The organism is Chelativorans sp. AA-79 (assembly GCF_029457495.1).
GTDB lineage: Bacteria > Pseudomonadota > Alphaproteobacteria > Rhizobiales > Rhizobiaceae > Chelativorans.
This window is the reverse complement of sequence record NZ_CP120361.1, coordinates 1,612,639-1,630,514: the sequence shown is the minus strand read 5'-3', so window position 1 is coordinate 1,630,514 and position 17,876 is coordinate 1,612,639. Positions and strand designations below refer to the sequence as shown.

The window sequence follows — 17,876 nt, the reverse complement described above, 5'->3', positions numbered from 1 at the left end:
TCAAAGTCCGGTCGGGCAGCTGAATTCGGAAAGCGCGGGCAGGAAGAACGGGTTGGCGAGGGACCCGACCTGGATGGTGTAGGCGACGTCCCGTCCGCCGATGACGAAGCGGGCCAGGATGCTGTCGCCGCTGCGCGAGACCGAGCCGGCGTCGAGCAGCCGCATCAGCGCCCAGGGGCCTGCGACGCTGACGAGCGACTGCCGGCCCGGAATCTCCGGCAGGAGGCTCAGATTGACGGCACCGGCGCCCATGGTGCCAGGCCACGTCAGGCTGCCCGGCAGGTTGCCCACCTGCCGGCTCTGGATCACCTGGCCGTTGATCTCGAGCAGGGCCATGTCCGCCTGGCCATGGAGCGAGAACGGCGTGATGGAGAGATTGACGGCGGGCATCCCGCCACCCTGCGGGAAGAACGCGTCGCGGATCTCGGCCGCACGCTGGAACTCCCGCAGCGTCGCTGCCGAGAGCTCACGGCCAAGCCGCGTGTCCTGCTTCCAGGCCCAGTCCTCGCCGCCCATATCGGTGAGCGGCGCGAGGTTCTGCGCGAAAAAGCGGTCGATGATGCCGTTCGGCGCGAAGAGCCGGGCGAAATCGGCCATCGGCACGTCGCGCTCGCTCTTGCGCGAGAAGGGATAGCGGTTCGCCACCACCTGCTCGCAGGGGCGCGAGACCGTGGCGTTCAGCATCTGGTTGAGCTGTGCGAGCGAAGTATCGGCGGCGTCGCCCTCGAAATCCTCGACCGCGCCGCCGACCATGCGCGCAAGCGGCCTTGGCAATCGCGAGGCGCTGGCGCGCAACGTGACCACCTGGAGCTGGAGATTGGCGTTGGCCCGCTCGGCCTGCGACGGATTGGTCGCCGCGAGCACGAGGCTCTGGTAGACCTCGTAGAAGTTCTGGATCAGCGCATCGATCGGTCGCTGGCCCGCCTCGCCCTCGAACAGCATCTGATAGGGCCGGAACTGGGCCTCGATATTGGCGCCGGGCACCTGGGTCGCGGGCGAACCGTTCACGCCGACACGCGTCTGCGACTTGCGAAGGGCCAGGTCGATGCCGATCCGCGCAAGACCCGTCGTGCGATCGGCCGTCCGCTGCGCCAGCATCCGGCCTGCCTCACCCGCCACCGCCTGCGCTTCCTCGGCTACCACCGGCGGCTCCTCGCCTTCCTGCTCCCTGGTCAGCGCCGTCTCGCGGCTGACCTCCTCGAAGAGCTGGCGGATGGGGGAACCGGGCGAGGCCGCCGCCGACAGCGAGACGTATTGGGGCTTGTCCGCCGAGAGCGGCTTCAGCTTGATGTTCTCAAGCGCGGCCTCCCAGGCGCTGACGAAGTCGCGGCCGTAGCGGTCGAGCAGCGCGATGCCGAGGGTCTTGAACTGGTCCTCGACCGCCATCTGCTCGCCGACCTCGCCCATCACCCATTGCTCGCCGGAAAGCTTGTCGGCGATGGCGGCCATCTGAGTGAGGAAGAAATCGTTGAAGCCCGCATAGGTGTAGAGGCCGGGCACGATGACGCCGTTCAGATCGCTGCCGTCGACCGTCTCGAACACCAGACCGGCATCTGGCCCGGCGCGGGCGGCGAAGGAGAAATCCTCGATGGGCGCGGAATAGGCGGCCGACCTGATGAGCGCATAGGCCCAGTCGGCCATGTTCATGCGGGCGAGCGAGCGCTGCGCCTGCTCCACAAGCGGCCCGTTGAGATCGATGGCCGGATCATGCGCCTTGCCGAGATCGAGCATGGCGCGCAGCTGTCTTTCCAGTTCCTCACGGCCCTGCCGGTTGGCCGGCCCCGGATAGCGGTTCAGCTCCCAGTCGCGCTGCATCCAGGCGACGATGAGTTCCTCGTCCACCTTCGGCGCCTTGCCGCCCAGCATGAGGTACACCTTGAGCGGCTCGTAGAGCTGGAGCGGATCGTTCATGTTCGCTTCGATGGTGCGCTCGAGCTGCAGAATGAGCCGGGAGCGGTACATGCGCTCGAGCGCGCGTCGATATGTCGTCTCCGAGGCGGAGAGCAGCCGGCCGCGCTGGCTGAGTCCGAACGTCTCCCGCATGGGCGTGGCCTCGCCCCGGTTCTCGTAGCCCACGGGCAGATTGCGCAATGTTTGGAGATGGCCGACGACGTTCTCCAGGTCGACGTCTGAAACGCTGGTGCTCGTGAGATGCTCGTTCGCGTTGACGCGGTACTGCTCCACCGCGTTTTCCGTGGTCGCAATCAGGGCGCGGTTGGTGGCGAAGCTCACCCCCCATACGCCGAGCAGCGCCACCGCCACAAGCCCGATTGCCGCGAAGGAGCCGTAGCGGATGAGAGCTGCCCGCCGCACCGCCGCCATATCGCGCGAGACCCAGCCGGCTTCCGAGAAGATCACCTTCGTCAGGAGATCGTGCAGGAAGAAGCTCCGGCCTGTGCCGGAAAGTTGCCGTGCGGTCATCGCACTGCCGGTGCTGCGGGCGATCGCGCCCAGCACCTGGTCGATGGGCGTGCCTTCCTGCGTGCCCGAAGAGAAGTAGAAGCCACGCAGGTTCGCGTTCACCTGATAGCGCGTCGGCTCGAAGATGCGGTTCAGGAAATCCGATACGCGGTCCTTGAGCAGAGCGAACTGGCCCGGGAAGTCGAAGATGGCGATGCGCGCCACCGGGTCCGGCTCCTCGTGAAGCCGGTCGGTGAGTTCCTCCGATAGCCTGAGCACCAGCGCATCGAATTCGGCCGGGACCTGGGTCACCATGTTCTTGCTGCGGTCCTCGGTCTGGAAGGTGGCGCCCCAGACCTTGCGCCGCCGGCTCTCGGTGAAACTGCCGAAATATTCGGAGAAGCCGGCGACGAGATCGGCCTTGGTGAAGAGCGCATAGACCGGGAAATCGATCTTGAGCTGTTCGTGGATCTCCTGCAGCCGCTTGCGGATTGCCGCCGCGTGGGCGGAAAGCTCCTGGGCATCGAGCTTCAGGAGGTCCTCGACGCTGATGGCCAGGATGACGCCATTGATGGGCTGCTTGGCGCGGTTCTCCTTGAGGAGGGAAAGGAAGGAGAGCCAGCTCTTCTTGTCGGCCTGCGCGTCGGAGTCCTGCGTGGTGTAACGGCCGGCCGTATCGATCAGCACCGCCTCCTCGGTAAACCACCAGTCGCAATAGCGCGTGCCCCCGACGCCCGCGACAGCCTGCGCGCCATCGGCGCCCGCAAGCGGGAACTTCAGGCCCGAATTGACGAGCGCCGTCGTCTTGCCGGCGCCGGGTGGGCCGATGATGATGTACCAGGGCAGCTCATAGAGGAAATTCCGCTTGCCGCTCGCGCGCTTCAGCGTCTCCAGCGCTTCCGTCATGCGCTGGCCCAGCACCCTGGCGTCACCTTCCTGGCCTTCGCTTTCCGCAACCGCGGCTTCCAGCGCCTTCTCCGCCCGCCGCTTCCTCCAATAGCGGAAACCATAAAAGCCGCCGACTGCAGCCAGCACGAGGAGAATGAGCAAAAGGCGCAGCCAGACCGGCTCCAGCGGCCGCACGCCGCCGAAGCCGATGAGTGGCCCACCGAACCAGACGGCCGCCGCGAAGGCGAGCAGCCCGAGTGCTATGGCGATCCTGTAGAGCCAGCGCTTCATTGTGGTCTCACGATGATCGGCTGTCCCGCAGTCAACGTCTCCTCCGCGGGGATCATGACATCGACGCGGCGGTTCCTGGCGCGGCCTTCCGCAGTGCCGTTGTCGGCGATCGGCTCGTCCTCGCCCTTGCCCTCCACCGTGATGCGGGCGGGCTCCGTGATCTTCGGAGCCAGCATCTTCTCGACCGACCTGGCGCGGGCGAGCGAAAGCTCGTAATTCGACTTGAAGGCACTGGTCCTGCGCAGCTTCACGCTGTCCGTGTGCCCGATGATGTTGATCGGCCCCGGCTCGGGATCGAGCGCGGCGGCGATGCGTTCGGCTACGGCCTCGAATTCCGGCTTCACGTCCGCCTTGCCGGAATCGAAGAGCAGGAGGTTGTTGATTTCCACGACGATGAATTCGCCCTTTTTCTCGACCGCCATCGAGCCGCCGGCGATCTCATCCGCGAGCACGCCCCGGATACGTTCAAGCTGCGTGGTGTCGCTAAAATCCGGCCCTTCGAACGGCGCCACCACCGCGGCCCGTTCGATGGTGATGGGTTCGGACGGGTTGAGCGCCAAGAGCTTGCCAGCAAGCGCCTCACCGTCATTGCTGATGATCAGCCGCAGAAGGAAGTAGACGCCGACGAGCGCCGCACCCGCGAAGCTGGCGACGGCCCAGACCGGGATCTGCGTCGCCATGTTGGCCATAGACTTCGCCATGCCGCGCCAGCGCGGCGAGATATCCTCGTCGCTGCGCGCCTTCACATGCCTGAGCGTCTCGTAGACCTCGCGGCGGACGCGCTGCAGGTCGCGGTCGCCACCCGCAACACCGCGATACCGCCCTTCGAACCCCAGCGAAAGGCAGGCATGCATGAATTCGAGCAGATTGTAGCGCGGCGCGGGATTGGCGAGGATCTTGTTCAGTTCCTCGAAGAAGCCGACACCCGAAGTGCGCACCTGGAAGAACTGGGCGAGCATGCTGTATTGCAGCCAGATCTGCCGGTCCGCACCCGGCAGGTTCTGCACGATGTCGTCGGCCGTGCCGCAGAGTGCATATTTGGCAACCATCGCGTCCTCACGCGGAACGCCCGCTTCGAGCACCTTCCTTTCGAACTCGCGAATCTCGTTCGCGACATGGTTCATCAGCGGCACGGCCTGCATGTCGACGATCATCAGGCGGAGACGGCCGAGAAGGATGAGGAGCGGCGCGGCGGCAGCGAGGATGGGATTTGCGGCGGCGTAGCCCGCGCCGTCACGCGCATTGAGCGCCACGTCGAGCGGGATTTTTTCGACGGCAGCCTGGGCCGGCGGCGGTTGCGCACCCGGAAAGAAGGACTGTCCGGCGGCCGGCTTCATCCAGTCGTCAGCGGCCGGCATTCCCTGCCCCGTTCCGCCCGGCGGCGGCCAGGCCGGCGTTTGCGACGGAGACCATGCCGGAGCCTGAGGCGGCCAGGCGGGTGCCGGCTGCTGCGGCGGCTGGGGCGAAAAGACCGTGTGCGAGGGCGGCGGCGAAGGTGCGGCCGCAGGCGGCGTTTCGAGCGGGCCGGGCATGGGCGCCGGCCGAATCGGATCGGGTTTCGGCGGAGCGCCGCCCGGATTGGGCCTTATGACGGTTTTCCCGCCTGAGCCGAACGGATCATTCTTCGAGTTCATCTCCGTTCTTCCATGATCGCCCAGAGGTCGAGCTGGAGTTCGGGCCAATCGCCCGCGAAATGCAAGCCGATGCCGCTCGCGGTGCTGAACTCGGGCCAGAGCGGCGAGGACTTGTCGAGATAGAAATAGACGTGGTCGGAGACGGTGCGGATCTGACGGGGGGGCGTGGGCATGTGCACCACTTCGATGCCCGGCAGGTGCGCCTGCACGATCTCGTTCATGCGCGTGTTGGGCCCGACTTTGCAGAGCGCGGGAAATTGCTGCTGGATCTGCGTGAGCGGGTTCCTTGCCGCCACCTCGATGATGAAGGTGGCGTTGCGGAACAGCGAGCGGTCGTTGACCGCGGCGATATAGGCGTTGGGCGCGCGCTCGATCAGATTGAGACGGACGGCGCGGCCGACGTCGAGGCTGAGCAGACGCTGGATATCCGAAAGGACCGGCTCGAACAGCGTGTCGAGCGCATCGTGATCGTATTCGCCGTATTCGGGCGCCAGCCTTTTCGGCGAGAAGGTCCAGAGCTCACCCGCGATGCGCAGCAGTTCCTGATACATCTCCACCGGATGCACGTATTTCGAGCCGCGCATGTGTTTCAGCACGTTGATCTCGCGGTTGAGCATCTGCAGCATGAAGTAGTCGAAGGTCTGCAAGCCCCCGCCCGAACTCGGATCGGCGGCATAGCGGGCGAGCGTGCCGAGCTTGGTGTCCATCCAGCCGATGACGCGATCCACCCAGCCGGCGACGACCGGGTGCCCCTGGGTGACGAGCACCGGCGGAGCGAAAGTCTCGTCGAAGACGATCGTCTTGTCGCGGACTTCCAGGATGCGTGCGAGCTTCAGGCAATGGAAGCCAGGCTTCAGCGTTTTCCGCACCTCGAAGGCGAGGCGGGGATGCGCAACCTCGATCTCCTGCTCCACGAACATTGTGGACGCGGAGTCTACCACCGTTTCGAGATCCCGCACATAGCGGCTGCCGCTTTCGGCCTCCGGCATGTCGATCTCCTGACCGTTCACCGTGGCCGCCGGCATGGTGAGCCAGACGATCTGCTTGTCGGAGCCTTCCGGGACCTCCAGCGGCTCGGGCAGCGGGTTCGTGCCGGGCATATCGAAGGGCGTCCCGTCCTGGAACACGCCACTCGCCCGCCGGAGCGCGAACTTGTTCTGCTGGGCGAGGTCGCGGTCGATCTCGATCTGCGCGAACCCCCAGGGATAGGGGCTGATCTGCCGGACACGGCTTTCCAGCAAATGCTCGAAATAGCGGTCGTTCTGCTGCAGGTGATGCTGCCGGAGGAAAAGCCCCTCCGACCATGCGACCTTGCTGTACCAAGACATTCCGGCAGGCCTCCCCCGGCGATAGCCGCCATTTCGCACCGGCATCTTGCCATCGGGAAGGATTGAAGTGCAAGCATTTCCAAATGAAACCCGCCTGAACTTCACATCCCTATATTTCGGGCGCCTTGCGATCCGGCCGGAGAGCGAAGGAAAGCGGGCCCGCCTCCAAGAACAGGCGCCCGTTCGATCCGACTTATTCAGCATCGCCCCTCGCGCCATCATCCGTTGCCTCGCGCCGGCCTGCGCCGTAAGATGGCGGAAAGTTCCATCCGAGGGCGGTCTGATGCCGAAGGGCCCGGCAGCGCGGCTTACCGATCAGGTTCTACACATAACCCCGGGCAAGCTCGCGCCAGGGCCCGGAAGCCCGACCGTATTCATCGGCAAGCTGCCTGCCTGGCGCGGAATCCCGGCGGCGGCCGCCGCCTCGCTGCAGGCGGCAAAGACCGCGTCGGATGCACGCGTGGCCGCCTATCAGGCGGCGACGCTGGCGGCGGCGGGAACACCTGGCGCACCCGCCGCGAAGGCGGCCGAGGAAACCGGCAAGGCAGCGGAAGCCGCGGCGATGAGCTCCATGGTCATGAGCATGTCGGCGGGTGCCGACATCCACACCTGCGTCCACATGTCTCCAGTCCCTCTCCCCCCGCCGCATGGGCCGGGCGTCGTCATCGACGGGTCGCAGACGGTGCTCGTCAACGGCCTGCCGGCCTGCCGCGTGGGCGATACGGTGCTCGAAGCCTTCGGCCCGCCGGACAAGATCATGCTCGGTGAGATCACGGTCGTCATCGGCGGGTGAGCGAAAGGGTTGGGCGTGCCGCCGGGTGCCGACCGTTCGCTCTTTGTCAGAACACGCCGCCAATGCCGATACCGGAGCTGATGTCCGGCGGGGGTGCGGCCGGCGCGGGCGCCCTCTGGGCCGTGCCGCCGCCACCGCCGCCGCGCGCCCGGCGGGCGGGCTGGTTTTCGGGTGCGGCGCGGGCGGTGACCGCGGGCTTGACCTTCACTGGCTGCTTGCAGACGCGGCCGGAGCGCAGGAACAGCTCTCCGAGCAGATCCACATTGGGCTCCAGCGTCGATTCCGCCTGGTCGGTGAAGCGGTAATAGTCCTTGAGCGCTCGCACCGAGCCCTTGCCCCAGTCGCCGTCGACCGTCATGCGGTAGCAGCCGACGCGGCGCAGTTCCGTCTGCACGCTCTTCACAAGATCGATATGCTTGGCCTCGTCGTCCCCGGAGGTGCTGCCGACGATCAAGGTCTCGAGACCGGAGACGACGCTCTTCTGCGCATCCTCGATCGCCAGCGCAGGCGCCAGGCTCGCCACCTGCTGCCCTCCGATCGCTTGCTGCCCGGGCGTGTCCACCTCCACCGAACGAAGCTGCTCGCCGAGGACGAGCACGGCGGTCTGCAGGTCGCTCGAGGCGAGCTGCGTCAGGAGCTTCTCCTTCATGCTGGGGTTCGACAGTATCTTCGAAAGGCTGGCGCTGAGGGAGGCGGAATCGAGCACCTGCTGCTCGGTGAAATAGAACTGTTCGCGCAGGTTGGACTGGTCCCACGGCACCTGCCGTCCGACCGTCAGTGCCTCAGTCTCGTTGCGCACGCGGATCATCATGTCAGAGATGCTCAAGCCCGGAATCTCGATATTCTTGAGCAGCGCCGTCGTGAAGGGACTGTTCTCGCCCGCGCCGTCCACCGTGACGTTGCCCGGCTGGGTGGCGAAGGCGATGAAGGTGTTCTCGCCCACCTCCACCTGAGCCAGACCGTCGCCCGCGCCCTCGCCGAGCGGGTTGTTGCGGCAGGCGTCGAGGAAGATGAAGGTCTGCCGGTCCCGGCTGGAAAGGCGGGTGATGATATCGTTGAGCTTGGCGGCGCGCGAAGTCAGGCTCTCCACGCTATCGGGATCGGGCGTGTCGACGGGCAGGAGGTAGTTCTCGCCCTTGAACTGCACGCCGTGGCCGGCATAGAAGACGACGACGGCGCCGTAGTCGGCGAGCTTTGCCTCCGCCTCCTCGATGAGGTTCTCGAGTTCCTCACCCTTCAGATCCGTCCCGGTAAGCACATCGAAATTAAGCCGCGTCAGACTCTCGGACAGTTTCCGCGCGTCGTTGGCGGCGTTCGCCAGGTCCTCGTAGCGCTCGCTGTCATAAGTCGAGTTGCCGAGCACGATCGCGAGCCGCTTGCGCTCGGTCGCGGCGGGATCGGTCTCGGCGGCCGCCCATGCCTGCGCCGCCGCAAAGGCGAAAAAAGCGAAAAGCAGATGCGTGAGGTAGCTGCACCGTTTCATTCGGCGGCGCCTTCTCCCTGGTCATCTCGAATCCGACCGGCCGAGACATGTAAGTGCTGCCCGCTCTCAGCGGGACGTTCCCGAAGAAATGATTACATCAAAACGGCGCCGAGGGATAGAGCAGGAGGCAGACTGCGGATCCAAAAACGCGTCGTTTCAATGCGAATACTTGAGCCTTCGGGGGGAGTCCGTCCGTTTTTCCCGTGGCCCCGAAAAACAGCGGAAAGGAGTGTCCTTCCTGCAACACGGGATACAAGGAACGTCGAGCGCATTCTTCTCCGTTGTGGAAGAAGAGGGAGTAGAGGTTCTCCAACTCGTAATTCATCTCGATATATCAAAGCATTATTGCGAATGTCTCTTCTTCCGCCTTTCTTGAGCCGGCCGCCCGATCGCCGAAGAGCGCAGACTAGAAGCCGGACGAAGAACGCGCCCGCCCCGGTTTCAAGGGCCGGGGTGAAGCAACGGGCGCTTGATCATCCCGGCAAGAACAATCACACTCGCTCCTGCACTTGCGTTGCGCAGGCGCTGGAGGGGCGAGAGGGATATCATGTTGTGGAAGGCGGTTGTCGGCGGACTGTGCGCGGCGTTCGCATTCTCGTTGCCGACCACAAAAGTCCTCGCGCAGGAGGACTGCACGGCGATTCCGACCATAGTCGGCAGCGAGACAACCTCCGTCACGGTCACCTGCGGACCGGGAGAAGAGTCCGCCGGTTTCGCCACCAGCTACGGCGACGGCGAGTATGACGGCGACGGGGATGACGTCGTCATCATATCGGGCGGCCAGGTGTTCGCGAACTCGGAATCCGGACAACCGGTCGTAGACGGCACGTCCGACACGCTTCACGAGCCGGACCTCTACCTGATCGAACTGAGAGACGGCAACAACAGGTTCGAGATCAGATCCGGCCAGATAGGCGTTCCCGCCGATACCGGCGTAACGATCGTCCTGGGCAACGGCGACGATACTTTCGTCGCAAGCGGGGGAACGATCTACGGTGGGATATCGCCCGAGCCCGAGACCTTCCCGTCTCCCGACGGATCCGATGCGTTCCTTATTTCCGGAACAGCTTATATCCGGGACAAGATTTGGGCCGGCACGGACAACAACACTCTCATGATGACCGGGGGCTATCTCGGCGAGATCCAGTTCGAGGACGGCAACGACAACGTCGACATTTCGGGCGGGCAACTGGGAGAGCTTATCTTCCTGGGGGGCACGAACCAGGTCACCTTGAGCGGGACGGGGCAAATCGGCCCGACCGAGGGCGAACAGCCGGCCGTGGAATTCCTCGGCGGAACCAATACCTTCACGATGACCGGCGGCCTTGTTGCCGGCTGGGTCTCCGGCGGCGGCGGTACAGAGAACTTCAGGATCTCCGGCGGCACGGTCGCCGGGGAGATCGATGGCGAAGGCGGTGACGACGTGATCGACATCTCCGGTGGCACCCTTGCCGGCGACATCGCCGGCGGCTTCGGCTTCGACGAGGTGGCGATCAGCGGGGGTCACGTCCAGGGGGACATAGATGCCGACAGCGTCCTCCTCTATGGCGGCAGGCTCGACGGCGACATCACCGGCCTGCAGTCGCTGGTCATCGACGACCAACAGAGCACCGCGCCGCTCGTCCTGCGCGACGGCGTTCTGTTCAGCGGTACGCTGGCCGAAGGATCGATCGTCGATACCGATCTGGCGAAGGTACAGAACGGCAGCTTCCTCAGCCAGAATTTCTCCGGCTTCTCGAGCCTCTCGGTCAGCAACTCGACGCTCGGCTTCACAAGCTCCCAGGTTCTCGACGAGATCGACCTTTCGGACGGCTCCACACTTTATGTGACGGGCAATGTCACGCTCGAAGAGAACGTCGTGCCCGAAGAGGAGGAGCCGGATTTCTCGTTGTTTGCAAGCGACGTATCGGTTCTTTCACACACGAGCCCGTTTGCCGACGTCTATCTCACCTCGTCGTCGATCAACATGATCAACGGCAGCCCGAACGACGTGCTGCAGGTCGGCGACCTCACGCTCCAGAACGCGCTGCTCGGGATCGATGTGGATCAAGGCGCCGCCCTGGGCGACCAGATCTTGGTCGGCGGGGTCTTCACCGTGAACGGGCTCAACACGATCCAGGTGAACCTGGTCGGCACGCCCTTTTTCGGCGCCACGACGCAGATTCCCATCCTGGCGGGCGGGGCGCCCGCCGGCGGGGGAAGCTTCGCCATAACGGGTGTGCCGGACACGCTCTCCTCCCTCTTCAACTACGAGATCGTTCCCGGTGCGGCCGGAGGCCTGTTCCTGCTTGCGACGCCGGGAGACCTGAGCCCACTCGGCGCCGTGAAGGCAGCAATCGACGCGCAGCCGGTGATGACCGCGCTCGACGCCATCGACAGCGTCATGGACGACGCAGTCGAGTGGAGCTACGAACTTCCGGGAAGCCTACGCGCGGCGCAGGTCTCACCCACATTCGGCATCTTCGCCTCCGGCCAGTGGGCCCGGGTAAGCCACGACGGGTTCGAGGTCTCGAGCGGCGGGATTTCCGGCGCCGGCCCCTCCTTCACCGCCGACGATTTCTCCGCGACCATCAGCCTCGACTGGAACGCGGCCAAGCATTTCGGCTTCGAGGACCGCTACGGCCTGAACATCGGCTTCTTCGGCGGTTACACCTCGACCGACGTGTCGCTCGACCCGTTCATGAGCTTCACGAGCCTCGGAAGCGCCGAGAACGAGAGCGGGATGTTCGGCCTCTACGGCCTCTTCCGCAAGGGCTTCACCTATACGCTCGTTTCGGCCACGACCTTCATCGGCGAGACGGACATCGTCAACGACCTCCTGGGCTCGGCCGGCAGCTACGACACCACGGGCTTCGCGATGACGGCTTCGCTGGGCCGCATCTATCCCTTGTCCGACCGGGTTCGTTTCGACCTGCGCGGCGGAATCGTCGGCGTCACCTTCACCGGCGACGGTTTCACCGACAGCGCCGGCTATGATTTCGGCAAGTCGCGGGTCTCCTTCGGCGCGCTGAAGTTCGAACCCGGCATCTATTCCGAGCACCGGCTGGAGAACGGCTGGATCCTGAGCCCCTATGCGCGCGGCGAAATGCAGGTGCGTTTCGGCTACCGCAACACCGGAAGCTTCGAAGGAAGCGAATTCGATTTCGACGATTCGGATGTCTCGCTCAGCCTTTCGGCGGGGCTCAACCTGAAGACCTCGCCCAAGTCCACGATGAGCGCCGAATTTCGCGGAAAAGCATCCAGCGACAGCACCACGATCGCGGGAAAGATCGGCTACAAGGTCGCGTTCTGAGGGCGTACTGGGCTGCTTGCGGCCGGCTGCCGCAAGCACCCCGGCGGCAAGAGCAATCCGACGTCCTACACGGTTGCCGGTTGCGGCGGAGTGGTCAGCTTCCGTTAAATGCCCTCGAATGGGGTTAGAGTTTTCCGCGCCATTTTCCTGGCTGGGAGAGGGAGCGGAAGCGATTAAGGCATCGCAGTTCACGGACGCGCAGAAGGCGTTCATCATCAAGCAGGGCGAGGACGGGACGCCGGTGGCGGAGATCTGCCGGAAGGCGGGGATCAGCCAGGCGACCTACTTCAACTGGAAGAAGAAGTATTCCGGCATGATGCCGTCGGAGATGAAGCGGCTGCGCGAGCTTGAGCAGGAGAATGCCCGGCTGAAGAAGATCGTGGCGGACCTGACGCTCGATCGGGAGATGCTGCAGGACGTCATCAAGCGAAAGCTCTGAGGCCTGGCCGGAAGAGAGCGCTGGTGGACGCGATGCGTGTCGAATGGGCGATCTCGATCCGCCGCGCCTGTGCGGCGATCCGGTTCGACCCGAAGACCTGCCGGTACAAGTCGCGCCGGCCCGGCCAGGCCGCTCTGGAACAGCGGATCAAGGAGATTAGCCAGACCCGTGTGCGCTTCGGCTACCGGCGCGTCCCGCGACCTGGACCTGTGGGCTTACCAGCGCGGCGTCACGCTCGACTTCTCGCGGCCGGGGAAGCCCATCGACAACGCCTTCATCGAGGCATTCAATGCGCGGTTGCGGCGGAAAAGTTGGAGGCTTGGCGCAGAGACTATAGAGACTATAATGAGCAACGGCCACACGGCGCGATCGGGAACAACATCCATCATTGGTTACAGGGAGCAGCCTTTCAAGGTTCCCAGTCAGCAGCCACGCTGCGGATGTGATCGGTTGCGAGGTGATTTGAGCCCAATTCTAAGCTATTGATTTTATTGACCCACATTTCTGTGATCGCCATACCTCAAAGCATAATCTCTGCAACAAGCTGAATTTTCTAAGACTTTGACGGGATTGGTTGCGGGGGCAGGATTTCATCGTTGCTCGCATCCAGAGCAAGTCATGATGGTTGCAGGCGTGAAGGAAGAAATTTCCTCTTATTATCAACGGTCCTCGAGACATATCGGCGACTATCGGCCAACCCCGATAACGGGCTCTTTGCAGCGCAAGCATGGTCTCTGACGTCAAGCAATTCTCATGACCTCGCGGAGGTCGCGTTCAACCGGACATGCCAGCAGGGCCATCGAAGGGGGGCGAGACGCGTACAGACCAGAGCGTGGCCCTTTGATTTCGATTCGGAGAGTTTTGCGTCGAAACAGTCGCCGCGAAATGCCTGCCTGAATAGGCGTTGCCGCCGATCTCCCTTGCGACGAACTTATTCGTCGACGCACCCATCGCTGCAACCACGCGGTACTCGGCGTTTTTTGCTTGCACATCTTCCTGCAGAACCAATCTCGACTCCGCGCTCGGCAGGAACTCAGACACAAAGAGTACGCAGCGCCTCTGGCTTAATAAGTTCCACAGTACGCACGCCTTGGAGCCGGATATAGCCCTTTTCACGGAACTTCGAGAAAACGCGCGAGACCGTCTCGATTGTCAAGCCCAGATAGTCGCCGATATCGGTGCGCGACATGGCGAGTTCGACCTGCGGAAGGTCGCCCTGACGTTCGAGTTGATCAAGCAGGAAGGCTGCGACGCGCTCGGCGGCATTCTGACGCCCGATGACGAGCAGGTGCTCCTGCGCGCGGATCAGTGCCTTCAGCGCGATCGGAAGGATGCCGCGCGCGACGTCGGCACCGAGCGGTTGGCGAAAGATGCGGATCGCGGAATTGCAGATCGCCTCGGCAAAGAAATGATGGTGGCCGTCTGCCTCGAAGCCGAAGACCTCGCCTGCCACGTGGAAGGCACTGATCTGCCGACGACCATCGGAAAGTAGGCGGTAGACGCGAACCGCCCCGAACTCCACCTGGTAGAGAGCGGTGGCTCGCTCGCCCTGACCATAGATTTCTGCGTTGGACGCGTAGAGGATCACCTGATGCGGCTGCGAGGCCGCAAATGCAGGTGGTACCAGTTGTGTCGCGGTGTGGCGAGTGACGGGAACGTCTGGATGAATTCTAGTTGAGGAAGCTTGTATGGCGTTGTGAGAGAGCATCTCGATATCTCCGATCTTGTCGGACCATCAGTGCCCCGGAACACCGATCGAAGAAATTCGGTTATATCCTAAGGGAAACTACGTAGGCATGGCGGGCCGCGGCTCCCGCCTCAGGGCATCGCGCACGGCTTCGACCAACTTGTGGCCGAGGAGCGGTTTCAATACCACCCGCTCGAAGCCTCTGGCGACAAAGTCCTGCGCATGGCTGGCCAGAACCACGACGGGTGTGCGCACGCCCGCCAAGAGTATCCCGCTGCGCACTCCCGCCGGTATCGATCGGTGGTCGATCACCAGACAGTCATAGCGGTCCGACAATGTATCCAGGTCAGGCAACCGCTCCACGATTTCCACACCACAGCCCTCCGCCTCTAGGACGAAAGCCAGCGAACGCCGGAAGGCCGGGTCCGGCGCGACAACGAGGATTTTCGCATTGGTGGACAATTGTTGATCTGCTTTTCCAGAAATCGGCCTCTCAGGCCATCGGCTACATTGCACCGACAGGAGACCGGACCGCCTTGCGCTGGATCAAGCCACCAAGCGCGTCTCAGGAGCTCTCGTCGCCCGCCGCCAAAACCATCCGGACGAGCTCGGGCAGGTTCTTGGCGGTCATCTTGGCCATGACATTCGAGCGGTGGACCTCGACCGTTCGCGGGCTGATGTTGAGGTCGTAGGCGATGGTTTTGTTGGGTAGCCCCGCGACGATCCCCGCCATGACCTGACGCTCCCGTTCGCTGAGCTGGCCGAGTCGCTGGCGTATGGCCGAAATGTCGTCCTGCTCCCGCGGCTTCCTTTTGAGCTCGGCGATGGCGCGTGCCACTGCTTCGAGCAGGACCTCGTCCTCGAATGGCTTCTCGATAAAATCGAGCGCGCCCGCCTTCATCGCCTCTACTGCCATCGGAACGTCCCCATGCCCCGTGATGACGATGGCGGGCAGCATCGCATCGTCATCGTGCAGCCGCCTGAGCAGGTCGACGCCGCTCATATCCGGCATGCGCAGATCGGTGACGAGGCAGGCGTTCTCCAGTTCCCCGGCAACGGAGAGGAAGGAGCTTGCCGAGTCGTGCACGCGCACCGCATGCCCCGATATGGTGAGGAGAAATGCCAGCGATTTCCTGACAGGCTCCTCGTCGTCAACGATATGAACTACGACATCACCGCTCATTTTCCGGCTCCTGCTCTTTTCGGGCCGGCAGGGTGAAGCGGAAGGTCGCGCCACCCTTCTCGTTCCGCTGCATGATCAGTTCGCCCCCGTGGGCCTCGATGATCCGCTTCGATATGGAGAGCCCTATTCCCATCCCGCCGGGCTTGGTGGTGACGAAGGGCTGGAATAGCTGTGCCACCACGTCGTCCGGCACGCCTGACCCCGTGTCGGAAACCTCCACCACCGCTTCGTCGCCCTCGCCCTGCATGATTCGTACCACCAACTCGCGGGCTTCGCTCTCCTTCATGGCTTCCATGGCGTTGCGCATAAGGTTGATCAGCACCTGCTGTATCTGGACACGATCGACCAGAACCACCTTCGGGCCGGCCTTGAAGTCGAACACCGTCCGCACACCCAACTCGCGCGAGCCGACGAGGGCGAGAGCGCCGGCCTCCTCGACGAGCTTATGGAGGTCTTCCGGCTGCTTTTCGGTCTCGCCCCTGGTGACGAACTCGCGCAGGTGGCGGATGATCTGCCCGGCGCGCAGCGTCTGGCGAGCGGTCTCGTCCAGCGCCTCGCGCATGCGTGAGGCCAGCGCATCATCCATGTTCTTCAGAAGCCGGCTACACCCCTGCACATAGTTTGCGATGGCCGAAAGCGGCTGGTTGAGTTCGTGCGCCAGGGTCGAGGCCATTTCTCCCAGTTCGTTCAGACGCGCCAGGCGCGCGAGCTCTGCCTGGATCTCCTCCAGTCTCGCCTCCGACTCGGCCCTTTCCGTCAGGTCGCGGATGAAGCCGGTGAAGAACACCTGGCCACCGCTCTTCATCTCACCCACCGCAAGCTTCATGGGGAAGGTCGAGCCGTCCTTCCGCCGCCCGACGACGACACGGTCGATCCCGATGATCCGCCGCTCGCCGGTCGTCAGGTAGCGGTGGATGTAGCCGTCATGTTCGCCCTGATATGGCTCCGGCATCAGGATCTTGACGTTCTGCCCCACCGCTTCGGCTTCCGAATAGCCGAACTGGCGAACGGCAGCGCGGTTGAAAGAGATCATCGTGCCCTGCACATCAATGACCACCGTCGCGTCCGGCACCGTATCCAGAATGGAGCGAAGATGGGCTTCACGCGCATCGAGCTGTTCCTGCGCGCCGCGGGCGAATTTCCTGGCGTCGCGGTAGCCGGAGCCGACGAAGACCAACGCGGCGGAGAACAAGAACGACAAAAGCGCCGGCACTGCGCCGAAGTCCGCCATCACCCCTGCGGCTCCCACCGCGAGAAAGGCGACCCCGGCGGCCAAGACAAGGAGGCCCGCCGGCCTTCCTCCCCAGACAGCAGCGCCCAGAACCGCCACCGGCACGAGCAGCAAGAACCACGTCTGATCCATTCCCTGGAAGATCACTTGCCGCCCCAATGAAAGCGTTTCGATTACCGGACATTACCATAGGGCGGCGTCGGGAAAATCGCCACCATTCCGCAATGCGGCAAGATGTGTCCTGCAAACTGGACGATCGCAAATAGCCCGCTCACTTTGATGAAGGTCAAAGACCCGCACGCCTGTTCAACCAAATTGGCTCGCTAACACAGGAGCTTGATGACTGGTGAATTCAAGGACAAGGTCGCGCTCGTCACAGGAGCCGCCTCGGGGATAGGGGCCGCAATCGCTCGCGAACTGGCCACAGGAGGCGCCGAGCTAGTCGTCGCCGACCTGGAGCAGGAGTCTGCGAACAGGATCGTGGAAGGAATCCGAGCGAATGGAGGCCGGCGCACGCCTTTGCCGTGGATGTAGCCGACGCCGAGGCGGTCGAGCGCATAGTGGGATATCAATCTGAATGGCATCTTCTATGGCATGAAGTATGAGATCGCAGCGATGCTGAATCCGGCGGCGGCGCCCGCGCCTCGATATTCTCTGCAACCAGCGCGGATGCAACGGAGGGAAGGGACGCCCAGGCGGCGGCCATGTCGGCATCGGACCTTGCGGCGTCGATCGTGTCGCCGAGCTGGATCGCCGCGCTTGCCCGCAGACGCAGGAGGTCACGCGTGGATATGACGCCTACGAGCGCGCCTTTCTCGTCATGCACCCCGAGATGGCGAATCCCGAGCCTGTTCGTGCGGCCGATCGCGATAGGCTAAGGCCTGGGCGCGGATGCTGACGAGCGGCCTGCTCGCGAGTTCGCCCGCGCGGCGCTCAAAAACGCTCCCGCCATCGGCCGCCAGCAAGCGGAGCACGTCGCGTTCCGTGAGGATGCCGTATTCACCTGCTGGCAGCCCCGCCTCCCCCGCGCCGGAGACCAGAACGGAGCCCACCCGCCTTTCCGCCATCAGCGTGGTCGCCGAGCGGAGCGGTGTCTCATGACGGACGACGATGGGAGGCGTGGCCATGAGATCGCCGACCCGATGCTGGTAGGCGGAGGGGTCGATCGCGGCGAAGGAAGGCGGGCGGGCCGCAGGAAGGGATACGCCCATCCGGCCCGTGCCTCCT

Annotated in this window: 13 protein-coding genes and 1 pseudogene; 4 read left to right on the top strand and 10 right to left on the bottom strand. The window is 64.0% G+C overall.

What is annotated here, in order from left to right; genetic code table 11:
• The 3 genes from tssM to tssK form a co-directional block, all read right to left on the bottom strand.
• On the bottom strand, nt 1-3,579 hold the full coding sequence (gene tssM / locus PVE73_RS07945) for a type VI secretion system membrane subunit TssM (protein WP_277366418.1): 3,579 nt from the start codon (nt 3,577-3,579) through the stop codon (nt 1-3).
• Nucleotides 3,576-4,937: a type VI secretion system protein TssL, long form gene (tssL, locus tag PVE73_RS07940; protein ID WP_277366417.1), complete on the bottom strand. Its 1,362-nt coding sequence runs from the start codon at nt 4,935-4,937 to the stop codon at nt 3,576-3,578. The genes tssM and tssL overlap by 4 nt, the downstream gene beginning before the upstream one ends.
• Before the next feature lie 272 nt (nt 4,938-5,209).
• Nucleotides 5,210-6,541 carry a type VI secretion system baseplate subunit TssK gene (tssK, locus tag PVE73_RS07935; protein WP_277366416.1) on the bottom strand — a complete coding sequence of 444 codons (1,332 nt, stop codon included), beginning with the start codon at nt 6,539-6,541 and terminating at the stop codon, nt 5,210-5,212.
• 283 nt (nt 6,542-6,824) lie between these two features.
• Between tssK and PVE73_RS07930 the strand changes: the two genes are divergently transcribed.
• A complete protein-coding gene (locus tag PVE73_RS07930) occupies nt 6,825-7,334 on the top strand; it encodes a PAAR domain-containing protein (protein ID WP_277366415.1) in 510 nt (169 codons plus the stop codon).
• 46 nt (nt 7,335-7,380) lie between these two features.
• On the opposite strand, the gene PVE73_RS07925 is transcribed toward PVE73_RS07930, so the two are convergent.
• Nucleotides 7,381-8,817: a caspase family protein gene (locus PVE73_RS07925; protein ID WP_277366414.1), complete on the bottom strand. Its 1,437-nt coding sequence runs from the start codon at nt 8,815-8,817 to the stop codon at nt 7,381-7,383.
• A 547-nt stretch (nt 8,818-9,364) separates the two neighbouring features.
• Here PVE73_RS07925 and PVE73_RS07920 point away from each other — a divergent pair.
• Nucleotides 9,365-12,109, top strand: a complete 2,745-nt coding sequence (locus tag PVE73_RS07920; RefSeq protein WP_277366413.1) for an autotransporter outer membrane beta-barrel domain-containing protein — start codon at nt 9,365-9,367, stop codon at nt 12,107-12,109.
• A gap of 172 nt (nt 12,110-12,281) precedes the next feature.
• Nucleotides 12,282-12,994: pseudogene (locus PVE73_RS07915) on the top strand (transposase).
• Nucleotides 12,995-13,322: 328 nt separating this feature from the next.
• Here PVE73_RS07915 and PVE73_RS07910 read toward each other — a convergent pair.
• From PVE73_RS07910 to PVE73_RS07890, 5 genes are all read right to left on the bottom strand, one after another.
• Nucleotides 13,323-13,556, bottom strand: coding sequence for a hypothetical protein (locus PVE73_RS07910; RefSeq protein ID WP_277366412.1), 234 nt, complete (start codon nt 13,554-13,556; stop codon nt 13,323-13,325).
• A gap of 25 nt (nt 13,557-13,581) precedes the next feature.
• Nucleotides 13,582-14,256, bottom strand: a complete 675-nt coding sequence (locus tag PVE73_RS07905; RefSeq protein ID WP_277366411.1) for a helix-turn-helix domain-containing protein — start codon at nt 14,254-14,256, stop codon at nt 13,582-13,584.
• Nucleotides 14,257-14,334: 78 nt separating this feature from the next.
• Complete coding sequence (locus PVE73_RS07900; protein WP_277366410.1) at nt 14,335-14,697, bottom strand: DNA-binding response regulator; 363 nt, start codon at nt 14,695-14,697, stop codon at nt 14,335-14,337.
• Nucleotides 14,698-14,800: 103 nt separating this feature from the next.
• Nucleotides 14,801-15,418, bottom strand: a complete 618-nt coding sequence (gene fixJ, locus PVE73_RS07895; RefSeq protein ID WP_277366409.1) for a response regulator FixJ — start codon at nt 15,416-15,418, stop codon at nt 14,801-14,803.
• A complete protein-coding gene (locus PVE73_RS07890; protein WP_277366408.1) occupies nt 15,408-16,781 on the bottom strand; it encodes a PAS domain S-box protein in 1,374 nt (457 codons plus the stop codon). The genes fixJ and PVE73_RS07890 overlap by 11 nt, the downstream gene beginning before the upstream one ends.
• Before the next feature lie 207 nt (nt 16,782-16,988).
• Between PVE73_RS07890 and PVE73_RS07885 the strand changes: the two genes are divergently transcribed.
• Nucleotides 16,989-17,183 carry an SDR family NAD(P)-dependent oxidoreductase gene (locus PVE73_RS07885; protein WP_277366407.1) on the top strand — a complete coding sequence of 65 codons (195 nt, stop codon included), beginning with the start codon at nt 16,989-16,991 and terminating at the stop codon, nt 17,181-17,183.
• Between the two features lie 284 nt (nt 17,184-17,467).
• Here PVE73_RS07885 and PVE73_RS07880 read toward each other — a convergent pair whose 3' ends face one another.
• Nucleotides 17,468-17,860 (bottom strand): CBS domain-containing protein, encoded by a 393-nt coding sequence (locus PVE73_RS07880; protein ID WP_277366406.1) that lies wholly within the window; start codon nt 17,858-17,860, stop codon nt 17,468-17,470.
• Nucleotides 17,861-17,876 lie beyond the last annotated feature (16 nt).

Excerpts from the sequence above, each read along its gene's own strand:
- PVE73_RS07920 (WP_277366413.1), top strand. The coding sequence starts at position 9,365 with ATGTTGTGGAAGGCGGTTGTCGGCGGACTGTGCGCGGCGTTCGCATTC.
- tssL (WP_277366417.1), bottom strand. The coding sequence starts at position 4,937 with ATGCCGGCCGCTGACGACTGGATGAAGCCGGCCGCCGGACAGTCCTTC.
- fixJ (WP_277366409.1), bottom strand. The coding sequence starts at position 15,418 with ATGAGCGGTGATGTCGTAGTTCATATCGTTGACGACGAGGAGCCTGTC.
- tssM (WP_277366418.1), bottom strand. The coding sequence starts at position 3,579 with ATGAAGCGCTGGCTCTACAGGATCGCCATAGCACTCGGGCTGCTCGCC.
- PVE73_RS07925 (WP_277366414.1), bottom strand. The coding sequence starts at position 8,817 with ATGAAACGGTGCAGCTACCTCACGCATCTGCTTTTCGCTTTTTTCGCC.
- PVE73_RS07880 (WP_277366406.1), bottom strand. The coding sequence starts at position 17,860 with ATGGGCGTATCCCTTCCTGCGGCCCGCCCGCCTTCCTTCGCCGCGATC.
- PVE73_RS07905 (WP_277366411.1), bottom strand. The coding sequence starts at position 14,256 with ATGCTCTCTCACAACGCCATACAAGCTTCCTCAACTAGAATTCATCCA.
- tssK (WP_277366416.1), bottom strand. The coding sequence starts at position 6,541 with ATGTCTTGGTACAGCAAGGTCGCATGGTCGGAGGGGCTTTTCCTCCGG.
- PVE73_RS07930 (WP_277366415.1), top strand. The coding sequence starts at position 6,825 with ATGCCGAAGGGCCCGGCAGCGCGGCTTACCGATCAGGTTCTACACATA.
- PVE73_RS07890 (WP_277366408.1), bottom strand. The coding sequence starts at position 16,781 with ATGGATCAGACGTGGTTCTTGCTGCTCGTGCCGGTGGCGGTTCTGGGC.
- PVE73_RS07885 (WP_277366407.1), top strand. The coding sequence starts at position 16,989 with ATGACTGGTGAATTCAAGGACAAGGTCGCGCTCGTCACAGGAGCCGCC.